Here is a 15,766-nt window from a genome sequence, read left to right on the forward strand (position 1 = left end):
TTTGCCTCCTTCCAGATGTTCCGCCGATATGCCTGAGCGCCCCGTTCGGGCTCTTCCCGTCAATCTCCGAACCAGGCAAAATCAAGCAGATCGCCGCCGATGAGCGGCCGGCACCATTCGACGAAACGGTCCGTTACGCCAAGACCCTCCTCCGAGATAAACTCCTTCGGCATGGGTTTTTCATGCATCATGACTTCTTCCACCGGAATTTCAATGACGCGCATGGAGTAAGGCGAGCTGCCGGTCCGCTCAAATCCGATCATCACGCCCGTTCTGCCCTCCAGCGCCGCTTTGCAAGCCGTTTCTCCCGCCAGAATCGCTTCGTCCCGGTCGACCGGCGACTGGTTCAGGACCGACGCCCTGCCGAGAATTCCGGGCTTTTCGCTCCTTGCCTTGATTCCAAGCCGCTTGATGACCAGTTCTGCCAGGTAGGCGCCCACATCCCCAAAGTATGTGTCTCTTCCCCTCTGCAGGATCGGCGGGACGATTGGGGAACCGTCCGCTTTTTTCAGGCCTTCGCTGGCGACGATCACGGCACAGCCGTGTTCGTCAAACAGTTTTTTGGTATCCGCGAGGAATCTTTCTTCATTGAAAGCAAACTCCGGCAGATAGATCCGGTCCGGGCCCGTCCGCCCGCTCTGCCCGGCAAGGGCGGAAGCGGCCGTGATCCAGCCCGCGTTCCGTCCCATCGCCTCAATCACGCAGACATGAATCGGCATGGAGCGCACGTCCTGCGCGATTTCCGCGGTGGCCTGTGCCAGAAAGCGCGCGGCGCTGCCGTAGCCGGGGCAATGGTCCGTAATGGCGATGTCGTTGTCCACCGTCTTTGGAATTCCGACCACGCGGATCCCCTCGCCGCGCGCGGCCCGGTAGAGCTTTCCGCAGGTGTCCATGGTCCCGTTGCCGCCGTTGAGCAGCACACAGCGGATGTTATGCTTCTTCAGGATGGAAACCATTTTCAGGTAATCGTCTTCCTGAAGATGAGTGCGCGAGGTTCCGATCGCGCTTGCCGGCGTCTGCTTCAACAGCTCAAGCTCTCGCTGGGGCACCTTGGAAAAATCGATGAAATGTTCCGCCAGTAGGCCCGCCGTACCTCCGACCGCTCCGTAAATCGCTTCAACCTCTCCATGCTTTTTCGCTTCCATCACCGAGCCGTAAAGCGACGCGTTGATGACGGCCGTCGGGCCCCCTCCGTGAAGAATCAGCAAATTCCCATTCATATACTTCTCCCCTTTTCTCAGCACTGACCCTTCCGGTACCGCTCGGCCATTTCCTCCAGCGGCACGCGCTCAACCAGAGGCGCTTTCCCGACCGAGCCAAATTCCACGATCAGCGTGCCGACGACTTCTTTGACGCCGCGCTCAACGCAGTCCATCAAAGCGGCCACATCCTGATCCGGAAGCGTACCGAACATGACGGTATCCATGATTGGCGGGAAGAAAGCGCGCGGGTCGAACTGTTTCTTCTTCTCCTCCATGATCTTCCAGACCGGGCCGACCGAGTTGCTTTCGCGAAGTTCCGGCCTGTTTTGGAACAATTCTCTCATGTTCCGGGTGACCGCCAAACGGATATCGGTATCCACATTGATTTTTCCGATGCCGCACGGAATGGCCGCTTTCAGCTCCTCGATGGGGATGCCGTGCGCGTTCTGAATGTTTCCGCCGAGTTCGTTGATTTCACTGACGATATACTGCGGCACGGTGGAAGAACCGTGGGAGACCAGAACGGCAAACAGGTTTTCGTGCATCAGGCACTCGTTTGCGGCGATTGCGATTTCCCGGCGCAGCTTGACATTTTTGCCCTTGACCGCCCCGTGCATGGTCCCGTAGGAAATGGCCAGACAGTCGGCCCCGGTCTTTTTGATGAATTCAACCACTTTCATCGGGTTGGTATAGGTGGAATTCTGCGAAAAGACGTGGTCCTCCACTCCGGCCAGAACCCCGAGCTCCCCTTCGACGGTCACGCCCCGCTCATGGGCGTATTTCACGACTTCCCTCGTCAGTTCCACATTCTTCTCAAACGGGAGCGACGAGCCGTCGATCATGACGGAGGTATAGCCGTTATCGATCGCGGCCTTGCAGGAATCGAAATCCCTGCCGTGGTCCAGGTGGAGAACGACCGGGATGGGGGAATCCCCGCCGTATTTTTTCACCGCGTCGGCAATCCGCTTTGCTCCGGCCTTTTTGTCTTCGAGCGTCGCGTTCATGAAATCCGTGCGGCCTCCCATGAAGCCGTTGGCAAGGTCCGCCCCCTGCAGAATCGCGGCGGAACGGAACATCTCATGGACTTCGATGGCCGCTTTTGCCTGTGCAACGGCGTTGACATTGAACGCACCCTGAGCAAACCCGTATTTTTTTGTTGCCTCCAGTACAGGCCTTAATGGAACCAGTGCCACGCAAAACATCCTTTCTTCTGTCAAAATTTCACACAAGACGTAACAGAGCTTTTATTTGCTTAGATTCTAACACCAAACAGACCGGTTCAACGCGGAATTTTACTAAAACGTTTGCGTAACTTGTTTCAATATGGTATCATAAAATTCCATGGAAGGAGGCAGTCCGATGACTCTGAAAGAACTGGCACGGCTAGCGGGCGTTTCCGTTTCTACCGTGTCGCGGGTCGTCAATAAGAACGACCCCAACGTCGCCGGCGAAGAAGTCCGCGGCAGGATCTGGGACCTGGTCCGCCAAACCGGCTATGTCCCTAACCGGTCCGCCCAGAGCCTGAAACTGGGAAACCCTCCTTCCCAACCCGGGTCCAGACGCAAGATCGCCTGTATTTTCGCCCGCACGCCGGACGGAAAAACCGATCCGTTTTTCTCCCAGATTTTCCGGTCGATCGAATACGAGTGCATCAAAAACCAATATGAAATGACCGGCGTCTACACGGCGCTGAACCTGAAAAACACGGTCCAGAACCTTTCGGACGCCCGCTATGACGGGATCGTTGTGCTGGGCCGGTATTCCCATTCCCTGATGAACCAGATTAAAAAAGGCTCGAAAAATATTGTCTACACCGGCCTGAACCCCATCAGCGACCCCTATGACCAGATCATCTGCAACGGCTACGAAACGGCAAAAACCGCCGTGCGGTATCTGCATACCCTGGGCCACACCTGCATCGGCTACCTGGGAGAGAAATCGGACGAAGTTCGCTACCGCGGATATTACGACGCGATTCAGGAGCTCCGGCTCCCGCTGCGGCAGGAACACATCGTCGAAGCGGAGCAATCCATGCAGGGGGGCTACCTGGGCGGAAAAAAAATCCTCACCGCCGTTCTGGGCTCCTCCGAATTCGTCGCTACCAGACCGACCGCCATCTTCTGCGCCAACGACAGCACTGCCGTCGGAGTCATGAAAGCATTTCACGAGGAGGGGATTCGGATTCCGAAGGAAATTTCGATCATCAGCATCGACAACACCGAAATCTGCCAGTTTACCTCCCCCATGCTCACCGCCATCCATATTCCGAAGGAGGAACTGGGAAAAATCGCCGTGAAGACTTTGATCGACCGCATCGAGGGCGGGCATTCCCTCCCCATGAAAATCGAGATTCCCTTCACGCTGGTCACGCGCGAAAGCTGCGCCCGGCCCGCTGGCTGAATTCTTTAGAAAAGATAGCCGATATTCAGCTCGTTAATCAGCGTGACAATTTCCTTTGTCCGCCTGCACTGGAATTTTCGCAGCAGGCTTTTGATCTGGGTCTTGACCGTGACCAGCTCGACACAGCGGATTTCCGCGATTTCACTGGCCGATTTTCCCTTGAGCAGCAGTTGGATCAGCTGCCGCTCCGCCGGAGTCAGCTGTGCGATGCTGTTGATAAAAAACAGCAGGCTGCGTTCGGAACGGCGAAGACGGGAGTACTCCTTAATCACCTTCTGCTGGATGTTTACCTCCATGATCGGCTCCCCCCGGTAAGCCGCCCGGATGTGCCGAAGAATTTCCTCGTAATCCTGCCCCTTGACGACATAATCGACGGCTCCGGTCCCCATCGCGGTCAGAATCATCTCTTCCGTGTCGTGCGCGGTCAGGTAGATGATTTTCTGGTCGCGTTTTTTGTCCCGGATGATCTCGGCGGCCTCAATGCCGGAATGCAGGGTCTCCATCTCGATATCCATCAGGATAATGTCGCATTCGGCCTGATCGGAAAGCCGCAGGATTTCCTGTTTTGAGTGCGCCGTTCCGACGACGGTCATATCGCTCTGCTGATTGATAAATTCGCACAAATCGTCGCAAAGCAGCTGAAAATCTTCCGCGATTGCGATTCTGATTTTGTCTGCCATGGCGTTTCTCCCCTTTATCCTTGATGCCGCTGCGCCGCTGGCCTTCAAAGAAGCTTCAGTCCAATGGAATATAGTCCTTTTTCGCGCGGGGCTCATACCTCGGCAGGGTCAGGAAAAAGCTGCTGCCATGACCGGGGACGCTTTCGAACCGGAGCATGCCGAAATGGCTTTTGGCAATCCGCTTTACATAATGCAGCCCCATTCCCCAGTTATAGTTCGTGTTTTTGGTCGTGTAGAACGGGTCGAAGATCTTTTTCTGCTCGCTTTTTGAGATTCCCCCGCCGTTGTCACTCACTTCAAAAAAGGTATAGATTCTTCCGTTGTACGTTTTCAGGCTGATTTCCCCCTGCGGTCCTCTGCCCGCGGCGAGAATCGCCTCCTGCGCGTTCATCAGCAGATTGCAAAGAGCCTCCGAAAGGCTTTCTTCGTCCGCGAGGACGAACATATTCGGAAGAAGATCCAGTTTGACCTCGCTTTCCGGATATTTGCCGTGAAAACGCCGGATCGCGAGACCGGCGATCCGTTCCGCGGAAACCGGACGCAGAATGATGGAATGCGATTTTGTGTTTGCGTTCAGCCGGTTGATGCGAGTCAGCATATTTTCGTTGAGCTGCCCGAGCAAATCGATGTTTTCTCTCAGAGCCGCAAGGTCCGGCGAATCCGAATCCAATATCTTCCGGATTCTTTTGTGCACCACGCCGCAGGAAAGAATCTGGTTTTTAATGCTGTGTACAAAAACCGAAATGCCCGCGTTCGTGATTTCGAACTTCCGCTGCAGTACAACGTCTTCCAGATTCGTCTTATAATTGACCTGCGTGTAGCGGACCAGGTTCCAAAACCCCACAAACGAAGAGAAAATCGTGACCGCCGTCAGCAATACCCAGCCGAAGAGAGGCATTGCCGGATTGGAATAGGAGATCCCGCTGACCCAGAGATATTCCGAGCCGTACAGCTGGTAGACCTGGATCGGGTCCTGAAGGCAGTTGATACCATACAGGAACGCCAGGCTGATATGCAAAATCAGAATATTTCGAAACTGCCTTCGGAAATAGGCGACCGGAACCGCAGAGTATTCATGGACCATCAGAAATATGCCGGCCGCCAGGTAAAGCAGGATCCAGACCAGCGTCAGCGACATCATCCAGGTCTGAAGGGCAAACCGGTTGCACACCACCACATAGAACACCTGCGGATAGTACAGAATCAGCGAGGCGGCGGGCGGCAGGAAAAACAGGTGCATCCATTTTCTGTTGCGGGAAATAAAGGGAATCGTGGAATAGCTGATCGAAATCAGCAGCAGAAAATAAGGGAACAGGTAGCGCCCGACGGCAATCAGGTAACCGAGCTTGTCAAGCGTGATGATGGCGTACTGCATTCTGGTCTGAATCCGGACCGACAAGAACAGAAAAATATACTGGGCGTGGCTGAGCCCCCCAATTTTCGCCGTGTACAGAATGATCCCGGAAAGCATGAGGATCAGGCTTGTACAGAGCCCGAAAAACAGCAGGGAACTGATGTTTTTCCTCATCACGGTCAAGATGACGGAATCCAGAAATAGAATTACCAATATGATGATCAGCATACGAAACTCCTTTTCGCAATGAAGTTCCTGTCGACACTAATATACCCCTTTCCCTGTTTTGGAGTCAAATGCGCGCAGAACGGCGGAAAGGAATCCTTTCAGCCGTTCTGCGCAGTATTTTATCGTTAGGTTTACTTCTGGTTTGCTTCGTATGCTTCGATCATGATGTCGGGGCTGAAATAATTGCTCACATCGACAGCCGCAGCCAAAGACCCGCTGGAAACGAAGTTTTTCTGCTGGACCTCATACATCTTCTTCAGGCTTCCGTCCTTCGCCTGGTTATAGACCTGCTCCGCCTTTGGCCATTCGCTGTCACCGGTCGTTTTTTCAATGGTCGTTTTGTCCTGCTGAATCAGCTCCGCGACCCAGTCGGCCACCTGATTTAAGTGGCTCTCCCTGTAATCCTGCGCTTTCAGAAGGGCGCTCGTGAACCGGACCAGGTTCTCCTGATGGCTTGTGTAATAGTCGTTTGTGCAGATGAAGCTGGACGGGGACGTCGTTTTATCCGCGAACGTCTTGTTGTTGGCAAGGACCATGACCTTGTCTCCCATTTTCTCCTGGATGGTGATCGTGGAAGGCGACCAGGTCGCGCAGGCGTCCACTTTGCCGCTGATCATGGCGGTCGCCGCGGCGGAAGCGTCCATCTGAACCACGTTTACATCCTTTTCCGTCATACCGGCCGACTCCAGAACCAGTTTTAGAATCTGTTCGCTCGACGTACCCAGCGTCGCCGCAACGGTCTTGCCTTTCAGGTCCGCGGCCTTTGTGATGCCCTTCTCCTTGTTGACCATGACCTCGTCGTTGATGGAAGAGTCGTCATAGGCAAAGATTTTTGCCTGGCCCTTGGCACAAAGCACGTGGGCGCCGGTGCCGATCTGGGCCACGTCGATGTTCCCGCTGCCCATGGCGGCGATTTCATCGGGGCCTTTGGAGAACTTCACGGTCTCGATGTCGATTCCCTGTTCCTTGAAATAGCCCATTTGAATTCCGGCAACCACCGCGCTTGCGCTGCTCATGTTCGGCATGTACGCCACTCTCATTTTAATCGTGGGCAGCGCGGAGGAAGCGGAAGAACTGGCCGCCGCGCTGGACGACTGGCTCGTTTGGGATGAACCGTTTCCGCCGCATCCCGTGAATGCCGCCGCGATCATCAATACACTGACCATGGCGCTGAGTAATCTTTTCATAAAATCTCCTCCAAAAATTTATTTTTTGATCTCAAGGTATTCCTTGTAAACTTTCCCCCAGATATAATTCTTCAGCTCTATAAAGCGCGGAGTCATTTTTGTCTCCTGATTGCGCGGATACGGAATGTCGATCGAAACGCTCTCCTTGATCCGTCCCGGACGCGCGCTCATGATGACGACGGTCTGCGCGAGCAAAATCGCCTCCTCCACGTCGTGCGTAATGAAGAAACAGGTTTTCTGTTCCTTCTCCCAGGTTTCCAGCAGATCCTCCTGCAGCTGGGCCCGGGTCTGCGCGTCCAGCGCGCCGAAAGGTTCATCCATCAGCAGGATTTCGGGGTTCATCGCGTATGCCCTCGCGATCGCGACTCTCTGCTTCATTCCGCCCGACAGTTCTTTTGGGTAGCTGTCGGCAAACTCCTGCAGCTCCACCATTTGGAGATATTTATCGACGACCCCGTTCATCTCCGCTTTTGTCATGCCCTTGAGCTTTAACCCAAACTCGATATTTTTGCGGACGGTCAGCCAGGGGAACAGCGCATACTGCTGGAACACAACGCCGCGTTCCGGGCCGGGCGCGCTGATTTCCTTTCCGTCAAGGCAGATCTTTCCGGAAGTCGGCTCCTGCAGCCCGGCGATCATATTCAGCAAAGTGGATTTTCCGCATCCCGAGGGACCGATCACACAGACAAACTCATTTTCTGTGATGTCCATGCTGACACCGTTGAGCGCGACCGTTTCGCCTTTTACTCCGGAAAACACTTTCTTTACATTGTCGATCTTCACTTTCACTGCGTTTCCTGCCATGAGGTTAATTTCCTTTCTAGGAATTTTACAATCCGCTCAAACGCAAGCCCGATCACGCCGATTACGAGAATGCCCATCAGGACCGTCGGCATATCGTAATATTCGCCGGCCGACGTGATCATCATGCCCAGTCCGCTGGAAGCGCCCGTCATTTCCGCCGCGATCAGAGTGGTCAGGGCGGTGGAAAGCCCCAGGCGCATGCCGACCAGCAGGAAGGGGATGGAGGCGGGGATGATGACCTTGAGAAAAATATCCCTGTCGTTCGCCCCAAGCACTCTTGCCGCTTTAATCAGCGTCACGTCAACGTCGCGGATTCCCTGGTAAATGGTAATCACGTTGACCAGGAAAGTCGCGATGAAAATAACCACGACTTTCGCGGATTCTCCCACCCCTACTCCGGCAATGACCAGTGGGATGTAGGCCAAGGGCGGAATATTGCGGATGAACTGAATCCAGGGCTCGACCAGGTTCCGGAACACTTTATACCAGCTCATCAGAAAAGCCACTGGGATCGAGATGAAAAATCCAAGCAGAAAGCCGCACAGGACACGGAAAAGGCTCATGCCGGTATTGACCCAGATAATCCCGCTTTCGGCTTTCGAGAGAAAAGACTCCACGATTTTCGAAGGGGAGGAAAATACAATGGAAGTGGAAGGAAGAACGGACAAGAGCTGCAAAACCACCAGAGCAAGCAGAAAAGAAATCAACAGCCAGATGCGGCCGCTCGTTTTTTCCGATTTAGGAATATTCTTCCGTTTCATATGTCGTGTTTACTCCTGTTCTCAAAAATATACTTTTCGCAGGAAAGCCTGCTTTATCCGCTATTCGATCTGATCGCCCAAGACTCAAATTCTGTCTCATCTGGCCTGACTTGATTTAGAAATTGAATTTTTAAACATGTTTTACCCATCTTTTCGCGGCGCATCGTATCAACTTTGTCTAAATCATACTATTGAAACGAAAACTGCGCCAGTATGATTTTTTATCCTACCTTTCAAAGTCATCCGGTAATCGGCGGATAGATTCCGAAGATCAACTAAAGCCGTACTCCGATTTGCGGATTGCGCTTATGGAAATCCCGCGAACCAGGGGGAATACCCGGCAGGCATGCCGGCAAGAAAAACGGCGCTGAGCCAGATGGCCGACAGGCTGGCGGCGGCGCTCCTCCGGATTCGGACAAAAAGCCGGGGCGGCCGTTCCTTCCGAGCAGCCGCCCCGGCTTTTTGTCCGTTGCCCGCTAAAACAGGCCGCCGTACCTGGGCAGGGGGTAGTCCATCTCATAATTTTTGCAAAGCTGTATAAATTCCCGAAAAAGTTCTGTCATGAGCTTGTCTTTGTGGTGAACAATAAAGAAACAGCGTTTCAGCGAAAGCCCCTTCACCGTAAGCGTATAGATGAGCCCCCTTTCCAGAGGGCCGGTGATCATACGGCTGGGAACCACCGCAATCCCAAGGCCGTGGAGAACAGCATTGACCAGAGCGGTGGTGCTCATGCCCTCCCAGGCGGGGGTGACCGCGATGCCCGCTTTCGCGGCCGCCTGGTCGAACACCTCCCGGGTGCCGCTTCCCCGCTCCCTGAGGAGGAACCGCTGGCGCTGAAATTCATCGATCGTAAGAACCTGCCCCGGCCGGAACGGCGCGCGAGCCGGACAGATGACCGAAAGGGAATCCTCCATGTACGCCTCCGCCGTCAGCGCCTTCTCGTGGACCGGCGTTTCGACCAGAGCGAAATCCAGTCGATTCTCAATCAGATCCCTTTCCAGCAGGTTCGACGGGCCTATGAGGACCCGCACGTCCGCATGCGGATGCGACGCGGAGAAAGCCTCCACGTAGCTGGGCATGAACTGCGAACCGATCGTGATGCTGGCGCCGATCCGCAGGATGCCGGAGGCGTCCCAGCCTTTCAAATCCTTTTCCATGTCGTCAAACAAAGCGGAAATTCTCAGCGCATACTCGCGGAACCGCTTCCCGGCCTCCGTCAGATACAGCCGCTTTGAGATCCGGTCAAACAGCAGGACGCCGTACTCGCTTTCGATCTCATGGACCGCCACCGTGACCGCCGGCTGGGTCATATAGAGCTTCGCGGCCGCTTTCGTAATATTGTTGCCGCATTCGCAGACGGCCAGAAAGATGCGGATATGCCGTATCGTCAAGACATCCCCTCCCAATCATAAACAATACGTAATGATATCAATAAAATTATATTATTTCCATTATGATTTATCAAGTGCTATCATAATGAATAAGACAAAGGACCCGGGAAAGAAAGGAGCTGACAACCCGGCTATGAAATACCGCATTCGGTCCGGGACGCTGTTTTCTGTTGAAAAAGGCCGGGCCGCCGTCAGTCTGGCTTCCATTAAAGGCCCGTTTTATTCGGTCAGGCGGGCCATTCTTTCGCCGGATGGAAGGGCGGTGCTTTACACGGATATCCAAGCGGCCCGCAGCGGCGGAATATCCGCACACAAATACGTCATAATGGACCCGCGGAAACGCGTTGTTTTTTCGGGAAAGCCGGAATGCGCCGCCGGAGACGATCCGAATTCCACCGGAGAGTCCGTCCCGCGCATTCCGCGTATGGACCGCGTCCGAATGAGGATGGGCCGGTCCGTTTACAATCTGAAAATGCTGAACAGCCAGAATTACTGCATGACGGACGAACGGGGACACAAAGCTGCGGAAATCATCCACGACGGAATCGGGGGCGGCTGGACCGTGGAGGCCGACGGCGCCATCGCTCCGGCCATTCTGATGGGAATTTTTATATTCAGCCGCTACCTGGAAAAAGAAACCGAATTCGTCGCGACGCGACTGCCGGACGGGAACTCCGGATTATGAAACGGGGGTATGTTTTGAATGAAGAATAAAAAAGAAACGGAGAAAAGGACAGCAGAGGAAACCGCAAACAAAAACGGCGTTCTGAGAAAGCTGTTTTTTTCCACTCTGTATTTAAGCACTTTCACCTTTGGAGGGGGCTATGTCATCGTAACCCTTCTAAAAAACAAGTTTGTCGACGAGTTACATTGGATCGACGAAGACGAGATGCTGGACCTGGTGGCGATCGCCCAGTCTTCCCCCGGCGCGATCGCGGTCAACGGGGCGATCGTCGTCGGGTATAAACTGGCGGGCTTCCCGGGCATCCTGTGCTCGATTCTTGGCGCCATCCTCCCGCCGCTAATCATCCTGACGGTGATCTCCTATTGCTACGCCGCCTTCAAGGCCAACTTTGTGATCCAGGCGCTCCTGAAAGGGATGCGCGCCGGCGTGGGGGCCGTGATCGTCTCCGTCGTCTACGATATGGGAAGCAACGTCGTCCGGCAGAAGGACCCTCTCCTCCTCGCGGTCATGGCGGCGGCATTCATCGCAAACTACTTTTTCGGCGTCAACGTGATCTATATTATTCTTCTTGTGGCGGCCCTCGGCGTGGTCAGAACTCTTTACCGGGAACGCGGAAAGGATAAGACGATATGATTTTTGCGAGGCTGTTTTTTGCATTCCTGCAAATCGGCGCTTTCAGCTTCGGCGGCGGCTACGCAGCCATGCCGCTGATCCAGGCGCAGGTCATCAACCAGTACCACTGGCTGACCATGGGAGAGTTCACCGACCTGATCACCATCGCGGAAATGACGCCCGGTCCCATCGCGATCAACGCCGCGACCTTTGTTGGAAATCAGGTTGCCGGCATCCCGGGCGCCCTGATCGCTACCTTCGGATGCGTGCTGCCCTCCTGCATTTTCGTGACGGTTCTGGCGTGGCTTTACACCAGGTACCGCAATCTGAGCATCATGCAGGGCGTTCTGGAATCGCTGCGGCCCGCCGTTGTGGCAATGATCGCCACCGCCGGGATCCTCATCCTCGTTCCCTCTTTCTTCCTGAACGGAAGCATTTCCTTTGCGGCGGGCAATTTCCAGATCCGTCCCGTGATCTTTTTCGCCGGCGCGCTGTTTCTGCTCAGGAAATTTAAGATGGACCCCGTCAAGGTGATGGTTCTCTGCGGGGCTGCGGAAGTGGCTTGGGAAAGCGCCGCAAAGTTTTTATGATTCAACCCGCCGCAATTTTTACCGCAAAAAGCTAAAAAGATGTTTTCCACAAGTTAAGCCGTGCTGGAAAGATCCAGCACGGCTCTGTTTATCAATGCGTATTCTATCCGGTCCCGGGCGGCTGATTTGCCGCAGGCATTTATGCCTCTTCCGACAGATGCTTTTCCAGCGTGGAACGGACGGCGCCCACCCCGGAAACAAGCTCCTCAAAATTCTTCTCCGCGATATCCCCGAGGCCGGCCGCATACAGATCGACGCCGAAAATGCTCCCGTCTGAAAAAATCGGCGCCAGCTCGGTATGGAAAGGCCCCTTCTGCCCCAGTTCGACGCGGGCAAGGTGGGAGCTCACTTTCTCATACAGCGGATCCGGGCTGACCTCAAACGGTTTCCCGGAATCGTCGATCCCCATCAGGTACCGGCACCATCCGGCCAGCACCAGCGGAATCAGTTTCAGATCCTTTACGTCCAGGGCGGGGCTGCGCAAGTACGCCTTGATCGTTTCCCCGAACCGGATCGGAAGCTTCTGGGACGTATCCGTCGCAATCCTCTGGGGAGTGTCGGGCATAAACGGATTGGGAACACGGACGTTCAGAACCTCGTCGATGAACTTGCGGGGATCGATGATCCCCGGATCCACCACAACGGGAAGACCTTCCCGGTATCCGATTCTCTCCACCAGCTTGCGAAGGTCGGGGTCCTTCATTTCGCTGCTGATTTTCGTGTACGACAGCAGGCAGCCGAAGATCGCCAAAGCAGTGTGAAGCGGGTTCAGGCAGGTGCATACTTTCATTTTTTCCACCTTGTCCACCGTCTCACGCGTCGCGAACATAACCCCGCCGTGTTCCAGCGCGGGACGGCCGTTCGGGAACCAGTCCTCCACCACAAGGTACTGGACCTCTTCCGAATTGACGAACGGCGCGGTGTAAGTATGCTTCCGGGTGATGATGTCGGCCGTGTCCTCAAAGCCGCACTCGCCCAGCATCTTCCTCACGCTTTCGTCCGGCCTCGGGGTGATCTTGTCGATCATCGTCCACGGGAAGGAAATCAGCTTCGGATCGTTGAGGTAGGCGGAGAACCCCTCGTCCGCGAAGCCGTTCCTCACCCACTCCTGCGCAAAGCGGTTCACCGCCTCGTACAGCTTGCTTCCGTTGTGGGAGCAGTTGTCCATGCTGACCAGCGCGAGCGGCAGCTTTCCGGCGAGATAGCGCGCGTGGAGAAGAGAGACCAGCTTTCCGATATAGCTCTTGGGGCCGCCCATTCCGTTTGCAAAGTCCTCCGCCACATCCGGAAGCAGCTCGCCGTTCGGGCGGACCAGGCAATATCCCTTTTCCGTGATCGTAAAGCTGACCATCTGGAGGGAAGGACTGACGAAAATTTCCTTCAGGCGCGAAGCGTCCTCCCGATACCGGCCGTCGACAATCAGGGACTCCGCAATGCTGCCGACAACGGTCTTTTCTATGTTGCCGTCCGCCTTCAAAGTCACAAGCAGGCTCAGATTGTCATGAGGGCGGTATGATTTCTCTATGATCTCGTAGTCGTAGCCTTCGGCCACGATAATCCCTTTCTTTTCGATCCCTTCGTTCAGCAGGTTCTGCTGAACATTCGCGAGAAAGGCGCGAAAAATGTTGCCGGCCCCGAAATGAATCCAAGCCGGCTCTTTCCGCGTTTCCCGACGGACTTTTTCCAGGTCGAAGCGCGGCAGCTCGATCTCCGCCTTCTGCCAGGCGCCCTGATTCTTCAGTTCCTGCAAATTCAGTTTCATATTCTGTTCCTCCATGATCTCCGGCCCGGACGGAAAAGATCCCGCCCGGGCCGCGAAGTTCATTCTCTATTCCAGTTTCCGCAGAAAATCGGACTGCAAAAAATAGGAAGGCTGCCGGCGCATGCCCTGTTCCCGTTCGAAAAGATCGGGGTAGCGCTCCTGAAGCTCCAATTCTTCCCGGTTGATTTTCTCCAGATGATATTTCAGAAGCTTTTGCACTTTTTCTTCATTTTTGTGAATGATACAGTCCAGTATTTCTTCATGCTGAATGATGATGTTGTCGAGAATCACTCTCTGCAGCACGGTGAGAAGCCGGACCCTTCTGTAATGTCCGGAAACATTCTGGAGCGTCTCCCAGCAGAGCAGCTTATCCGTAGCGGTAAAAAATACCTTATGGAAATTGTCGTCGTATCTCAGAAGCTTGCGGCAGTCATGGCTCTGCGCGCTTTCCTTCTGGTCATTCAGACATTTTTTCAGGCTTTCTATGTCCTCTTCCGTATGTTGGTTCATAAAAACGGAGACCGTTTTTTCTTCCAGGCAGGCGCGAAGAAAACGTTCCTCCTCGACGCGGTGCAGGTTAATCCGGGAAATCATGGTCCCGCGCTGCGGCAAAGAGGTAATCAGGCCTTCCTTTTCCAGGCGGATCAGCGCGTCGCGGACCGGAGAGCGCCCTACGTTCCATTCCTCCGCGATATCCTTGATGCTGACGACCTCGCCCGGCCGGATTCTCAGCTCGATGATGTAGCCTCGGAGATTGGTGTAAATATCGTCGCTCATCGTCTTCGTCCGCTTCCGGAATTCTTCTCCGTTCCTTACCGCTTTTTCATGGTCCATCCCTTTCATTTCCCTTCCGCATGCCTACAAGTCAGATCTTGTCAAGCGCCGTTCAAATACCGTTTTTATCAGTATATCATAAATTTTGTAAAGAAAAAAGACGAGCCGGACGCGTTAAAATTTCATTGAATTCACGGCGGACTTAAACGGATTTTACAATGCTTTCCCAAAGTCCATTCAGATAAGCCGCGCCCAGGGCACGGTCATAAAGGCCATAGCCGGGCATGGAGACCTCGCCCCAGATGGCCCTTCCGTGGTCGGGACGGATCACGCCGTCAAATCCGGTGTCGTACAGCGCCTTCATCACGGCATACATATCGATCGAGCCATAAGAAGACAGATGGGCGGTTTCTTCAAAGCGTCCGGGCCCGGTATGCTTCAAATTGCGGACATGCGCAAAATAGATGCGGCCTTTCAGCGCATGGATGATGTCCGGCAGATCGTTCTTGGGGTTGGAGCCCAGGGAGCCGGTGCAGAGGGTGACGCCGTTGCAGGGATGATCCACCATGTGAATCAGCCGCAGGAGATTCTCCTTGTTCGTCATGATTCGGGACAGCCCGAATACGGACCAGGCGGGATCATCCGGATGGATGGCCATTTTGATGTCGTATTTCCCGCATACGGGCATGATTGCTTCCAGAAAATATTTCAGATTTGAGAACAGGGTTTCCTCATCGACGTTTTGATACAGCTCAAACAGCTTTTTGATTTCAGCCATCCGCTCCGGTTCCCAGCCCGGCATGACAAATCCATTGGATTTTTTGTTGATGGATTCAAACGCTTTATCCGGATTGATCCGATCGATCACTTCCTGATCATAGCTCATCGCCGTGGAACCATCGGGATTTGGTTTCGCAAGGTCCGACCTCGTCCAGTCGAAAATGGGCATGAAATTATAACAGACAAGATGAATCCCTTCCTGACCGAGATGATCCAACGTTGTGATATAGTTTTGAATGTACTGGTCCCGCTCCGGCGTTCCCGCTTTGATCGAATCATGGATATTGACGCTTTCGATTCCGCTGATGTGCAGACCGGAAGCCTCCACTTCTTTTTTCATCGACCGAATCGCTTCCACCGGCCAGACCTCTCCCGGCCTGGTTCCATACAGCGTCGTAATGACGCCCCGGACACCCGGGACCTGCCGAATTTGCTCCAACGTGACGGAATCGTAGCCGGTCCCGAACCATCTCATCGTCATTTCCATATCATCAGAACTCCCATCTGTTATTTTCTACATTTCTTCGGACAGCTTTTTATGAGATGAAACGCAAAC

Annotated in this window: 15 protein-coding genes; 4 read left to right on the top strand and 11 right to left on the bottom strand. The window is 54.3% G+C overall.

Annotated elements, in window-relative coordinates; translation table 11 throughout:
• Positions 1–59 precede the first annotated feature (59 nt).
• Positions 60–1,220 (bottom strand): diphosphate--fructose-6-phosphate 1-phosphotransferase, encoded by a 1,161-nt coding sequence (locus tag EQM14_RS14945; protein WP_128743965.1) that lies wholly within the window; start codon positions 1,218–1,220, stop codon positions 60–62.
• A gap of 17 nt (positions 1,221–1,237) precedes the next feature.
• Entirely contained in the window at positions 1,238–2,395 is a 1,158-nt protein-coding gene (locus EQM14_RS14950; RefSeq protein WP_128743966.1) for a class II fructose-bisphosphate aldolase, read from the bottom strand.
• 166 nt (positions 2,396–2,561) lie between these two features.
• Between EQM14_RS14950 and EQM14_RS14955 the strand changes: the two genes are divergently transcribed.
• A complete protein-coding gene (locus EQM14_RS14955) occupies positions 2,562–3,602 on the top strand; it encodes a LacI family DNA-binding transcriptional regulator (protein WP_164919109.1) in 1,041 nt (346 codons plus the stop codon).
• A 5-nt stretch (positions 3,603–3,607) separates the two neighbouring features.
• Here EQM14_RS14955 and EQM14_RS14960 read toward each other — a convergent pair whose 3' ends face one another.
• The 6 genes from EQM14_RS14960 to EQM14_RS14985 form a co-directional block, all read right to left on the bottom strand.
• A complete protein-coding gene (locus tag EQM14_RS14960) occupies positions 3,608–4,282 on the bottom strand; it encodes a response regulator (protein ID WP_128743968.1) in 675 nt (224 codons plus the stop codon).
• Between the two features lie 55 nt (positions 4,283–4,337).
• Positions 4,338–5,864: a sensor histidine kinase gene (locus tag EQM14_RS14965; RefSeq protein WP_128743969.1), complete on the bottom strand. Its 1,527-nt coding sequence runs from the start codon at positions 5,862–5,864 to the stop codon at positions 4,338–4,340.
• Positions 5,865–5,995: 131 nt separating this feature from the next.
• On the bottom strand, positions 5,996–7,051 hold the full coding sequence (locus EQM14_RS14970) for an ABC transporter substrate-binding protein (RefSeq protein WP_128743970.1): 1,056 nt from the start codon (positions 7,049–7,051) through the stop codon (positions 5,996–5,998).
• 18 nt (positions 7,052–7,069) lie between these two features.
• Positions 7,070–7,855: an ABC transporter ATP-binding protein gene (locus tag EQM14_RS14975; protein WP_128743971.1), complete on the bottom strand. Its 786-nt coding sequence runs from the start codon at positions 7,853–7,855 to the stop codon at positions 7,070–7,072.
• A complete protein-coding gene (locus tag EQM14_RS14980; protein ID WP_128743972.1) occupies positions 7,837–8,616 on the bottom strand; it encodes an ABC transporter permease in 780 nt (259 codons plus the stop codon). The genes EQM14_RS14975 and EQM14_RS14980 overlap by 19 nt, the downstream gene beginning before the upstream one ends.
• A 476-nt stretch (positions 8,617–9,092) precedes the next feature.
• Positions 9,093–10,007 carry a LysR family transcriptional regulator gene (locus EQM14_RS14985; RefSeq protein ID WP_205703178.1) on the bottom strand — a complete coding sequence of 305 codons (915 nt, stop codon included), beginning with the start codon at positions 10,005–10,007 and terminating at the stop codon, positions 9,093–9,095.
• Positions 10,008–10,140: 133 nt separating this feature from the next.
• Here EQM14_RS14985 and EQM14_RS14990 point away from each other — a divergent pair, with 133 nt between their 5' ends.
• The 3 genes from EQM14_RS14990 to EQM14_RS15000 are packed head-to-tail and all read left to right on the top strand — an operon-like array spanning position 10,141 to position 11,894.
• Complete coding sequence (locus tag EQM14_RS14990; RefSeq protein WP_128743973.1) at positions 10,141–10,692, top strand: hypothetical protein; 552 nt, start codon at positions 10,141–10,143, stop codon at positions 10,690–10,692.
• Between the two features lie 18 nt (positions 10,693–10,710).
• The gene (locus EQM14_RS14995) at positions 10,711–11,325 is read left to right on the top strand and encodes a chromate transporter (protein WP_128743974.1); all 615 of its coding nucleotides are present in this window, start codon (positions 10,711–10,713) and stop codon (positions 11,323–11,325) included.
• Positions 11,322–11,894 carry a chromate transporter gene (locus EQM14_RS15000; RefSeq protein WP_128743975.1) on the top strand — a complete coding sequence of 191 codons (573 nt, stop codon included), beginning with the start codon at positions 11,322–11,324 and terminating at the stop codon, positions 11,892–11,894. The genes EQM14_RS14995 and EQM14_RS15000 overlap by 4 nt, the downstream gene beginning before the upstream one ends.
• 139 nt (positions 11,895–12,033) lie before the next feature.
• On the opposite strand, the gene EQM14_RS15005 is transcribed toward EQM14_RS15000, so the two are convergent.
• The 3 genes from EQM14_RS15005 to uxuA form a co-directional block, all read right to left on the bottom strand.
• Positions 12,034–13,656, bottom strand: coding sequence for a mannitol dehydrogenase family protein (locus EQM14_RS15005; RefSeq protein WP_128743976.1), 1,623 nt, complete (start codon positions 13,654–13,656; stop codon positions 12,034–12,036).
• A 66-nt stretch (positions 13,657–13,722) separates the two neighbouring features.
• Positions 13,723–14,490: a GntR family transcriptional regulator gene (locus EQM14_RS15010; protein ID WP_164919110.1), complete on the bottom strand. Its 768-nt coding sequence runs from the start codon at positions 14,488–14,490 to the stop codon at positions 13,723–13,725.
• Between the two features lie 142 nt (positions 14,491–14,632).
• Positions 14,633–15,697 (bottom strand): mannonate dehydratase, encoded by a 1,065-nt coding sequence (gene uxuA, locus EQM14_RS15015; protein WP_128743978.1) that lies wholly within the window; start codon positions 15,695–15,697, stop codon positions 14,633–14,635.
• Positions 15,698–15,766: the final 69 nt, after the last annotated feature.

This window comes from Caproiciproducens sp. NJN-50 (genome assembly GCF_004103755.1).
Taxonomy (GTDB): domain Bacteria; phylum Bacillota; class Clostridia; order Oscillospirales; family Acutalibacteraceae; genus Caproicibacter.

What these genes read in the sequence shown, in the direction of transcription:
- EQM14_RS14945 (WP_128743965.1), bottom strand. Translation starts at nt 1,220, where the DNA reads ATGAATGGGAATTTGCTGATTCTTCACGGAGGGGGCCCGACGGCCGTC.
- EQM14_RS14955 (WP_164919109.1), top strand. Translation starts at nt 2,562, where the DNA reads ATGACTCTGAAAGAACTGGCACGGCTAGCGGGCGTTTCCGTTTCTACC.
- EQM14_RS14960 (WP_128743968.1), bottom strand. Translation starts at nt 4,282, where the DNA reads ATGGCAGACAAAATCAGAATCGCAATCGCGGAAGATTTTCAGCTGCTT.
- EQM14_RS14965 (WP_128743969.1), bottom strand. Translation starts at nt 5,864, where the DNA reads ATGCTGATCATCATATTGGTAATTCTATTTCTGGATTCCGTCATCTTG.
- EQM14_RS14970 (WP_128743970.1), bottom strand. Translation starts at nt 7,051, where the DNA reads ATGAAAAGATTACTCAGCGCCATGGTCAGTGTATTGATGATCGCGGCG.
- EQM14_RS14975 (WP_128743971.1), bottom strand. Translation starts at nt 7,855, where the DNA reads ATGGCAGGAAACGCAGTGAAAGTGAAGATCGACAATGTAAAGAAAGTG.
- EQM14_RS14980 (WP_128743972.1), bottom strand. Translation starts at nt 8,616, where the DNA reads ATGAAACGGAAGAATATTCCTAAATCGGAAAAAACGAGCGGCCGCATC.
- EQM14_RS14990 (WP_128743973.1), top strand. Translation starts at nt 10,141, where the DNA reads ATGAAATACCGCATTCGGTCCGGGACGCTGTTTTCTGTTGAAAAAGGC.
- EQM14_RS14995 (WP_128743974.1), top strand. Translation starts at nt 10,711, where the DNA reads ATGAAGAATAAAAAAGAAACGGAGAAAAGGACAGCAGAGGAAACCGCA.
- EQM14_RS15000 (WP_128743975.1), top strand. Translation starts at nt 11,322, where the DNA reads ATGATTTTTGCGAGGCTGTTTTTTGCATTCCTGCAAATCGGCGCTTTC.
- EQM14_RS15005 (WP_128743976.1), bottom strand. Translation starts at nt 13,656, where the DNA reads ATGAAACTGAATTTGCAGGAACTGAAGAATCAGGGCGCCTGGCAGAAG.
- EQM14_RS15010 (WP_164919110.1), bottom strand. Translation starts at nt 14,490, where the DNA reads ATGGACCATGAAAAAGCGGTAAGGAACGGAGAAGAATTCCGGAAGCGG.
- uxuA (WP_128743978.1), bottom strand. Translation starts at nt 15,697, where the DNA reads ATGGAAATGACGATGAGATGGTTCGGGACCGGCTACGATTCCGTCACG.